Origin of the sequence: Streptococcus suis, from assembly GCF_002960425.1 — a bacterium.
In the GTDB taxonomy this organism is placed as follows: domain Bacteria; phylum Bacillota; class Bacilli; order Lactobacillales; family Streptococcaceae; genus Streptococcus; species Streptococcus suis_S.
On record NZ_POIZ01000037.1, the window covers coordinates 18508 to 27892 of the forward strand.

Here is a 9385-nt window from a genome sequence, read left to right on the forward strand (position 1 = left end):
CAGTCTAATGGCTGTATAAGGTTGGAAATAGCACTTGTGGAGCAAGTCAACTCTACAGAGTACAGCAAAACGAGTACAAACAATCCAGTGGAGTGTTTGAAGTTGGAAATAAGGAAACAGAGTTTCCTCTTACATATAAGTAATAAAAGATAAACTAAATGAATATATATCCTTCGCGAACATCTTTTCTGTCTCATATTCTATCACAAATTGTTTTGTCATAACAGAAAGCAGTCTAATCCAGTGAAAAGACTGCTTTGTACTACTCTTCCTTGCTAATCGGTGCCAGGCTTGCCAAGACTTTTTTGAGGCCCATTTCTGGGAAATTGATCTTGAGTTCTTGATTGCTGCCTGAGCCAGATACTTCAAGGACAGTCCCGCGTCCCCATTTCTTGTGGACAGCGATGTCACCAACTGACCAGTTGGTGCCTGAGCCAGACGATTTGTTATTTGATGCGAAGGGCATACTGCCTCCGAGCTTGGCCGATGGTTGTACGGATGCTTTTCGACTTTGCATGGCTTGTTGCAAACTCATGCCTTGTCCAAACTGTGTCGCTCTGCCATTGACATAAGAAGCCTTAAAGCTAGTATTGACCGGACGAGCAAGACCCTGGTAGTCAAGGAGGTCACTGGAAATTTCACGGATAAAGCGACTTGGCTGATTGTAGTTGCTGCGACCAAAGAGCAAGCGGGAGTTGGCATTGGTCAGGTAGAGGGTCTGCTCTGCCCGTGTGATACCAACATAGGCCAGACGTCGTTCTTCTTCCAATTCGTCCTCTTCTTCTGTTGCACGGCTGAGTGGGAAGACATTTTCCTCCATACCAATCAAGAAAACAACTGGAAATTCCAGCCCCTTGGCCGCGTGGAGGGTCATAAGGGTGACCTCGGATGCCTCGCGGCTATCGTCGTCCGTATCAGCAATCAGCGCCAAATCCAGTAGGAAACGTGTCAGCCTATCCAGACCTGTTTCTTCTTCCTCAGCATCCTTTTCATCAAAGTTTTTGGTAACAGATAGGAATTCCTGGATGTTTTCAATGCGGGCATTGGCTTCCAGCGTATTTTGTGCCGCAAGAGCATCCATGTAGCCTGTTTCGCTTAAGACAGCCTCAACCACCTGGGTCACTGTCAAGCTGTCCAGTTGGTCGCGGAGCTTATAGAGGAGATTGGCTAGGTCAAAGACAGCTTGCGCAGCCTTTCCTTTGACTGGTGACAGCATGATATCCTGCGAAGCTTCCAGCAGGGACATACCATGTGTGCTGGCAAAATCGCGTATCTTATCAACCGTACCAGGTCCTACTCCACGCTTGGGCTCATTGACAATGCGCTCATAAGAGATATTGTCTGACGGATTTGCAATAATATTCAAATAAGAAATCACATCCCGAATTTCCTTACGGCTGTAGAACTTGGTGCCACCGACCATGGTATAAGGAATGTTGGATTTGAGCAGGGCTTCCTCAATGGTACGGGACTGGGCATTGGTCCGATAGAGAACTGCAAAATCCTTATAGGCCTTGCCTTCTCGGTTCAACTGGTCAATCTGCCCTGCGACATAGATAGCTTCATCATTCTCATCTCTGGCACGATAGTAGGTAATCAAATCCCCTTGGGCATTCTGGGTCCAGAGTTTCTTAGGACGGCGATTGCGGTTGTTTTCGATGACTTCATTGGCAGCCTGCAAGACATTCTTGGTCGAACGATAGTTTTCCTCCAAAAGCACAACCTTGCTCTCTGGATAGTCTTTTTCAAAGTCAAGGATATTCTGCATATCCGCACCACGCCAGCCATAGATAGACTGGTCTGCATCCCCGACCACACAGATGTTTTTGAAACGCGAAGCCAGAAGCTTGACTAATTGGTACTGGGCATGGTTGGTATCCTGATACTCATCAACATGGATATACTGGAATTTCTGCTGGTAATAGGTCAGGACCTCTGGATTTTGGTCAAAAAGGCGGAGCGTGAGCATGATCAAATCATCAAAGTCAACGGCCTCTGACTGTCTTAGTTCCTTTTGATAAGCCGTGTAGCATTTAGCAACAATCTGCGTGTATAGGTCGCCTGCCTGGGCTTCAAATGCCTTGTCATCAATCAAGTCGTTTTTGGCGTTAGAAATGGTTCCCAGAATAGAACGCTCGCTCCACTTCTTCGGGTCCAGATTGAGATTTTTCAAAATCCGTTTCATAAGGGTGCGCTGCTCACCTGGGTCGACAATGGTAAAATTGCGATTGTAACCAATATGGTCAGCATCACGACGCAAAATACGGACACACATGGAGTGGAAGGTAGCAATCAAACAGTCTTGCGTAGCAGGATTGAGGGCATAGGCCCGCTCCTTCATCTCACGCGCTGCTTTGTTGGTGAAGGTAATGGCTAAGATATTCCAAGGATTGACCATTTTTTCATCAATCAAGTAGGCAATACGATGGGTCAGAACACGTGTCTTACCCGAACCAGCCCCTGCCATAATCAAAAGCGGTCCTTCTGTTGTCTGTACCGCTTCTGCCTGTCTGTCATTCATTCCGTTTAATAATTGGTTCATTTTCTCATACTCTCTCTAAATTCATTCTCTCCATTATACCAAAAAAACTCTCGATAGGCAGTTGCAATGTGATAGATGACAAGCAAAAAAGCCCAGAGTCATCTCTGAGCTTTTGGATTCAATTAATTATTCAGCACCCAAGGCAGCTACTGTGATGTAGTTGTATGGTTTGTTGAAGTGTGGCAAGAAGAACAAGTCTGTCAATGCCAATTTTTCAATTGTTACGCCTTCTTGGATTGCCAATGAGAAGAGGTGGATGCCCATTGAGATATCTTCACGAGCAGCCATTTGCGCACCAAGGATACGACGTGAATCTTTATCGTAAACAATCTTGATTGTAACAGGGAAGTTACCATGTTCCATGAATTCTGGTTTTTGGTTGTCGGTTACTTCAGTAACAGCAGCATTCAAACCAAGACGAGTAGCTTTTTCAAGTGTCAAACCAGTTGATACAAGGTTAAGACCGTAGATTGAGATACCGTTAGAACCTTGTACACCGATACCTTCAAGGTCAGTACCACAGATGTTGTGAGCAGCTACGATACCAGTACGTACTGCGTTTGAAGCCAAAGCGATGTAGCTTGTGTCGCCAGTAGCGTTGTCGTAGATTGTTGCACAGTCACCGATAGCGTAAACGCCTGGGATTGAAGTTTCTTGGCGTTTGTTTACAAGGAAGGCACCGTTACGGAAGCGCTCGATTCCTTCACCTGCAAATGCAGTGTTTGGACGGAAACCAACAGCCAAGATAACCATGTCAACATCGTATTCGTTCTTGTCAGTGATGATTTTCTCAACTTTGCCGTCACCAGCAACTTCTTGAACAGTTTCACCGAAGGCAAGTTTGATACCATGCTCTTCCATGTTTTTAGCCATAAGGTCTGACAAGTCGCGGTCATAATAACCAGCCAAACATGTGTCTACAACGTCGATAAGGATAACTTCTTTACCTTTACGTTGGAATGCTTCTGCAAGCTCAACACCGATGTAACCAGCACCAACTACTGCTACGCGGTTGATGTCTTTGTTTTTCAATTTTTCAATAACATCAGCTGAGTTTTGGTACAATTTAACGAATTGCAAGTTTTCAAGAGTTGCTTCAAATTCAAGAGAACCTTCTTTGATTGCAGCACCTTTGATTGGTGGCAAGATTGGTTGTGAACCTGTAGCGAAAAGAAGTTTGTCATAAGCTTCAACGTGCTCTTGGCCGTTTACCAGTGCAGTAACTGTTTTTGCTTCGTAATCGATAGCTGTAACAGGTGACTCCATGTAGACTTTAGCACCAAGGCTTTCCAATTGTTCTTTATCTGAGTAGAAAAGTCCTTCTGGACCAGCAATTTGCTCACCAATCCACAAAGCCATACCACAACCCAAGAATGAGATGTTTGAGTTTTGGTCAAATACAACGATTTCGTTTTCTTGACCATAATTTGTCAACATAGTTTTGATTGCGGCAGTACCTGCGTGGTTAGCACCGACAACAACGATTTTAGACATAAGTAAAATCTCACTTTCAAAATAAATATTTTTTTACATCATCCATTATACTGGATTTTGATACCGATTTCAAAAATTTTGCTCAAAATATCACATTTTTTACTAGAAATTTCACTATCCTTCAGAAAAAGTGTGTAAATAAGGTCAAAATTGCCTCTGTCTATTATTAGCAACACATATTCCAAGTAGACCTAGCATACAAGCTCAGCAGCTATATCTTTTTTCTATTATAGAAATAGGATGCACAAAAAAATCCCATAGGCACGAACTATGGGATTTAACTAGTTACATTGGGGATTAACTAGTTATATTATACGCTAATGATCGATGATTAACAAATTCTTTTTAAATATAGATTCTTATAGTTTTTGACTATATCTATAAAAAGAAGAGGGAAGAAAGCTAACTTCACCACTCTCCATATCTTTTCTTTATCGAATTTGCTCAAAGCGCAAATGAACGACAATCTTGTCAGCATAGCCATTGCGTTCCAAATCACGTTGCAAACGATAAGAAATATAATGTTCAGCAATGGTAATATAGCCGGCATCCAATAAACGATGCTCAACTTGTGACTGAACCATGCTGATGGTTGGACGTTCTGTATGAGCTTCTTCCAAATCAAGCACGACTTTTTTAGTCACTTGTGCTAGGTTTTTCCGCCATGTATCGTCGATTACATATACAGTTTGAGCTGCCTTAATAATGGCTTGGTAAATTTTTTCTGGATCAAATTCAACAATTTCACCACTTCGTTTAATAACCTGCATATCTAACTCCTTTCCGGTTTTCAGTAAACCCTTTCATACTTCTATTATCTAGGTTTTTCCGCATTTTGTCAAGTTTTCTTTTCATAAATTGGTCTAACATTATTTTTCCTCAAACCAATTCTTATGTTATAATGTAGCTATCACTAAGAAAAGGAGAAATATATGACTTCTGCAATGCCAAAGCGTCAAGAAATTGATGTGCAATTAACTTGGAGTACAGATTTGCTATTTCCAACACCTGAAAATTACAAAGAAAATTTGATTGCTTATGCAAATCAAGTCACTGCCTTCGAAACAAACTTCAAAGGAAAACTAACAGACAAGGAAACCATCGTAGCTGCCTTGACAGAATACGAGAAAATGGTCATTCTTGACAGCAGACTCTCCCACTACGCCTTCCTACCTTTAGAAGTCGATAAGATGAACACTGAGCTTGCTAGCCTAGCCAACGAATACGACCTGGTATCTGCCAAAGCCCGTCCAAAATGGGACTTCCTCTATTCAGAACTTGGTCAATTAGATGAGGCTGTTCTGCTGGAATTAAAAGAGGAAGAACCACAATGGGCAGCATTCTTCGATGCTATTCTCCGTGACAAGCCGTATCAACTGCACCCACTTCAAGAAGAATTACTAGCAAACTTTGCACCAACCTTTGGCCAGCCCTATAACAACTACGGTGTGACCAAGTTTGAAGATATGACCTTTGACAACTTTGAGGCAAATGGTGAAACACTTGGTAATAGCTATGTGCTCTTTGAAAATGATTATGAACTCAGCCATGATACCGAAATCCGTCGCAATTCAGCTGCTGGTTTCTATTCAACCTTGAAAAAATATAAGAATACAACTGCAGCAACTTATTTGTCCCACATCAAGAATGAGCAAATCGAAGCTCGCTTGCGTGGCTTTGACAGCACCATTGACTTCCTCTTGCATCGTCAAAACGTATCTCGCGACCTCTTCGACCGACAGATTGATGTCATCATGAAGGAATTGGCTCCACACATGCGTCGCTATGTGAAATTGGTTGCCAAGGCTCATGGATTGGATAAGATTACACACGCTGACTTGAAAATCAGTCTGCCTTCTGAATACAACCAACGCATCACTCCAGAAGAGTCCAAGCAATTCTTGATTGACTGCTTGGGCATTCTTGGTGAAGATTATGTGAAAATGATCGAGCAATCTTTCGATGAGCGTTGGATTGACTTTGCTCAAAACGAAGGAAAGGCAACAGGTGGCTTCTGTGCTACTTTGTATGATGGACCATCTTACATCTTACTTTCATGGACAGGTTTGATGAATGAGGTCTTGGTATTAGCTCACGAATTGGGGCATGCTGGTCATTTCCAATGGGCGAAAAAACAAAGCGTACTTAGCTATGAACCATCACTATACTTCATCGAAGCACCATCTACTGCTAACGAGGTCTTGACCTGTAATACCCTCTTGAAAAACAATCAAGATCCTGGTTTCCAGGCTTACTTGATTAGCGAGTTGATCAGCCGTACCTACTTCCACAACATGGTCACTCACTTGCTTGAAGCAGCCTTCCAACGTGAAGTCTACACTCGTTTGGACAATGAAGAATACCTCAATGGTGATATTCTCTGCCAAATCAAGTTGGATGTCATCAAGAAATTCTGGGGTGAAGACTTTGAAATCGGTGACGATGCAGGTCTTATCTGGATGCGTCAACCACACTACTACATTGGTTTGTATCCATATACCTACTCAGCTGGTTTGACCATTGGTACAGCCATGGCTAAACAACTAGAAGAAAATCCTGAAGAAGTTGTTGAAAAATGGTTGGAAACCTTGTCACTTGGTGCAAGTCTATCTGCCCAAGACCTTGCTAAACACGCAGGTGTCGACGTTTCAACTGACCAACCACTGAAAGAAACCATCGCCTACGTTGGTTCCTTGGTGGATAAATTGGAATCGCTCATCTAAGATAATTAAAAGGCTTGAACATATTGGTTCAGGCCTTTTTGTCTGTTCTTTCTTGGTACCAATTTCTCACATAGGTCAATTCATCCTGGCTTAAAAAATGACCTTTGTCAAAACGAGCTAGGTTGGCTTTGGGAAAAGCTGATGCTTGCCAGTCATCTACAAGATTTTCAAGAGCGACTGGGTCGACATATGGGTCATTCTGCCCCAGTGTAACCAAAATCTCTGCTCTGCTATTTTGCATAGGAAACGCATAATCTAAAGCCGAAGGATGGAGCAAGATATAATTGTCCGCCAGATTTGGCTGTTTGGTTAACAAGCCCATGATAAAGTTGGCACCATTTGAAAAGCCAACGAAGGTAATCTCTTGGTAGTGCTGCATGTCTAAGTCCTGCCAAAAATCCAGAAAAGCCGACAATCGCTTTTCAAAATCGACAAGACCCAGCTGACCGTCAATGAGAGGTGCAAAGAAACGCCTGTCCCTGCCTTGAACCCAACTTCCATCCAAGGAAAGCACGGAGGCTTCTGGGTCGAGCTGTTGGTGGAGAAAGAGCAGTGATTCCTTATTGCCGCCTGTACCGTGAAAAAAGACCAAAAGACGGGGACTGGTCCCTTTGATAAAGCGATAATCCATATCTCTTTTCTCCTAGTAACGGTGGGAGAGATTTTTTTCGATTTCCTGTCTGTCCTCTTCAAAAAAACTTGGCAAAAACAGTTCAACATTATCTAGCTGCTTATCTTGTCTTGGCATAGCAGCCTCTCTTTCGCCAGCCATGGTCGCAACTTCAAACATGAGATAATTTGGCGCTCGGAAATACAAGGAATGCATGAAATCTCGATTGATAATACCAGAATGTGGACGATTGATGAGATTTAAGCGACTAATCAGGTCTTCCAAGTCGGACTCATCTAAGACACCAAACGCGATATGATGAATAGCCCCAACTCCCATCACGCTGATTGGCGACCCTTGGTCAAGAATCAAATAAAGTCGATGTTGGAAGGTGTTGTCAAAGAGTAGAGAAATCACCATCTTATCTTCAAAGACAAATCGGCTTTCCTCGACAAATCCAAAGGTTTCGGTCAGCAAACTTAGTAATGCCTTTTCTTCACGAATTCGCATGTGAAGACTGGCAATACCAAGAATGGCGTATTCCGACGGAATTTCATCTGCTTCATATGGAAACATTTCTCCGATAGAGTCATGATAGGTCAAACCAAGCAACTGCCCGTCTTCATCTTGGAAATTTAAAATATGTCCATTTCCAAAGGCCTGAATTCCTTCGTTTTCCACTGCAAACTCTGTCAGTCTTTTCTGCCAGAATTCCAAGGCAGCAAAATCTTTAACCAAAAACATACTAAGATTAGTAGTGAGGAAATCTCCGACGGGAGAAAGTACTCACTACTTTTTCTTTATGATAAAGTAGAGGTGTCTTGTTAAGTCGTAGGGCTTTTTGACGCTAGACGTCGCAACAAAAACTGGCAAGACACCTGTTTTAGAAAGAATGTTATCAAAGTATGTGGGACGCCAGACGTCGAGTATTGAAAATGACATCACTAAAACAAGGAATCATTCAAGACAAAGAGGTAATATCATGCGAGTAGTATTTGGGATTGACGTGAGTAAAGTAAGTTCAGAAGTAGCCATTCTAGTTAACGGCGAGAAAGTTCATGGCTATACCATGTCCAATGATGCCATTGGCTTTTCTCGGCTACTTGGCGATTTGAAAACCGTCCACAAGCCAGAAATCATCTTTGAAGCAACAGGCGTCTATTCTCGTCGTCTTCAAACTTTTCTGGATGAACATGGCTACGCTTATACACGACTCAATCCCTTAGAAGCCAAGAAGCAACTGGATAGCTTGCGTGTGAGAAAAACAGATCAAATTGACGCCGAAAAACTAGCTCAATCTCAGTTTGTACTGAATCGTAAAACGACGTATGTCCAAAAAGAAGTCTACCAAAACTTGCGGGATCTCAGCCGTTTCTATCAGAATCTGACCGAGGACATCGTTCGAGCTAAAAATCGTCTGCACAAGGTCTTACAGGTCACTTTCCCTGAATTGGAAACTATCTTGTCAACGCCAACTGGGGAACAATACTGGAACTTGGTCATAGCCTTTCCTTGCAAGGACTTCGTTCTTGAGTTAAGCAAGGATGAACTCTCAAAGAGCATCCGTCTGTCCACTTCAAAACGGATTTCGGACAAGCGTGTGGCCTACTTAGCCGAGAAGCTGGTAGCTCTAGCCAATCAATCTTATTGTGCCGTCAAGAAAACCTCTCCAATCATGGAAGAGGTTCGTTACTATGCAAAAGAATTGCTTAGACTTTCTGAACAGAGACAAGCAATCTTAGACAAAATGGTGGAACTAGCCTAACCTTTATCAGAGTATGACATTTTGCTTTCTATTCCTGGTATCGCTGAGACTACTGCAACAAGTATTATTGGTGAACTGGGAGATATTCGCCGTTTTCAGTCTGCCAATCAAATCAATGCCTTTATCGGAATTGACCTGAGACACTATGAATCTGGAAACTTCATCGCTAAGGAACACATTACCAAGCGTGGCAATCCCTACGCTAGAAAGATTCTGTTCAAGTGCATTCACAATATCGCTTCAGCTAGTCA

The 9385-nt window shown here is 42.7% G+C and carries 6 protein-coding genes and 1 pseudogene; 2 read left to right on the plus strand and 5 right to left on the minus strand.

From position 1 onward, the window contains the following. Positions 1–262 precede the first annotated feature (262 nt). The 3 genes from pcrA to C1G57_RS04445 all read right to left on the minus strand — a co-directional run bounded on the left by pcrA (position 263) and on the right by C1G57_RS04445 (position 4806). The gene (gene pcrA, locus C1G57_RS04435) at positions 263–2542 is read right to left on the minus strand and encodes a DNA helicase PcrA (protein WP_105113915.1); all 2280 of its coding nucleotides are present in this window, start codon (positions 2540–2542) and stop codon (positions 263–265) included. Between the two features lie 126 nt (positions 2543–2668). Next, positions 2669–4036 (minus strand): H2O-forming NADH oxidase, encoded by a 1368-nt coding sequence (gene nox / locus C1G57_RS04440; protein WP_105113916.1) that lies wholly within the window; start codon positions 4034–4036, stop codon positions 2669–2671. A gap of 431 nt (positions 4037–4467) precedes the next feature. After that, the gene (locus tag C1G57_RS04445) at positions 4468–4806 is read right to left on the minus strand and encodes an ATP cone domain-containing protein (RefSeq protein WP_105109201.1); all 339 of its coding nucleotides are present in this window, start codon (positions 4804–4806) and stop codon (positions 4468–4470) included. A 162-nt stretch (positions 4807–4968) separates the two neighbouring features. On the opposite strand from C1G57_RS04445, the gene pepF reads away from it, so the two are divergent. Continuing rightward, positions 4969–6759, plus strand: coding sequence for an oligoendopeptidase F (gene pepF, locus C1G57_RS04450; RefSeq protein WP_105113917.1), 1791 nt, complete (start codon positions 4969–4971; stop codon positions 6757–6759). Positions 6760–6787: 28 nt separating this feature from the next. On the opposite strand, the gene C1G57_RS04455 is transcribed toward pepF, so the two are convergent. Next, the gene (locus C1G57_RS04455; protein ID WP_105113918.1) at positions 6788–7390 is read right to left on the minus strand and encodes an alpha/beta hydrolase; all 603 of its coding nucleotides are present in this window, start codon (positions 7388–7390) and stop codon (positions 6788–6790) included. A 12-nt stretch (positions 7391–7402) separates the two neighbouring features. After that, the gene (locus C1G57_RS04460) at positions 7403–8113 is read right to left on the minus strand and encodes a 2,6-dichloro-p-hydroquinone 1,2-dioxygenase (RefSeq protein WP_238595247.1); all 711 of its coding nucleotides are present in this window, start codon (positions 8111–8113) and stop codon (positions 7403–7405) included. 238 nt (positions 8114–8351) lie between these two features. Here C1G57_RS04460 and C1G57_RS04465 point away from each other — a divergent pair. Beyond that, positions 8352–9385 (plus strand): annotated as a pseudogene (locus C1G57_RS04465) (IS110 family transposase); the annotation flags it as partial.

Coding starts and splice junctions, on each gene's coding strand:
- pcrA (WP_105113915.1), bottom strand. CDS start 2,542: ATGAACCAATTATTAAACGGAATGAATGACAGACAGGCAGAAGCGGTA.
- nox (WP_105113916.1), bottom strand. CDS start 4,036: ATGTCTAAAATCGTTGTTGTCGGTGCTAACCACGCAGGTACTGCCGCA.
- C1G57_RS04445 (WP_105109201.1), bottom strand. CDS start 4,806: ATGCAGGTTATTAAACGAAGTGGTGAAATTGTTGAATTTGATCCAGAA.
- pepF (WP_105113917.1), top strand. CDS start 4,969: ATGACTTCTGCAATGCCAAAGCGTCAAGAAATTGATGTGCAATTAACT.
- C1G57_RS04455 (WP_105113918.1), bottom strand. CDS start 7,390: ATGGATTATCGCTTTATCAAAGGGACCAGTCCCCGTCTTTTGGTCTTT.
- C1G57_RS04460 (WP_238595247.1), bottom strand. CDS start 8,113: ATGTTTTTGGTTAAAGATTTTGCTGCCTTGGAATTCTGGCAGAAAAGA.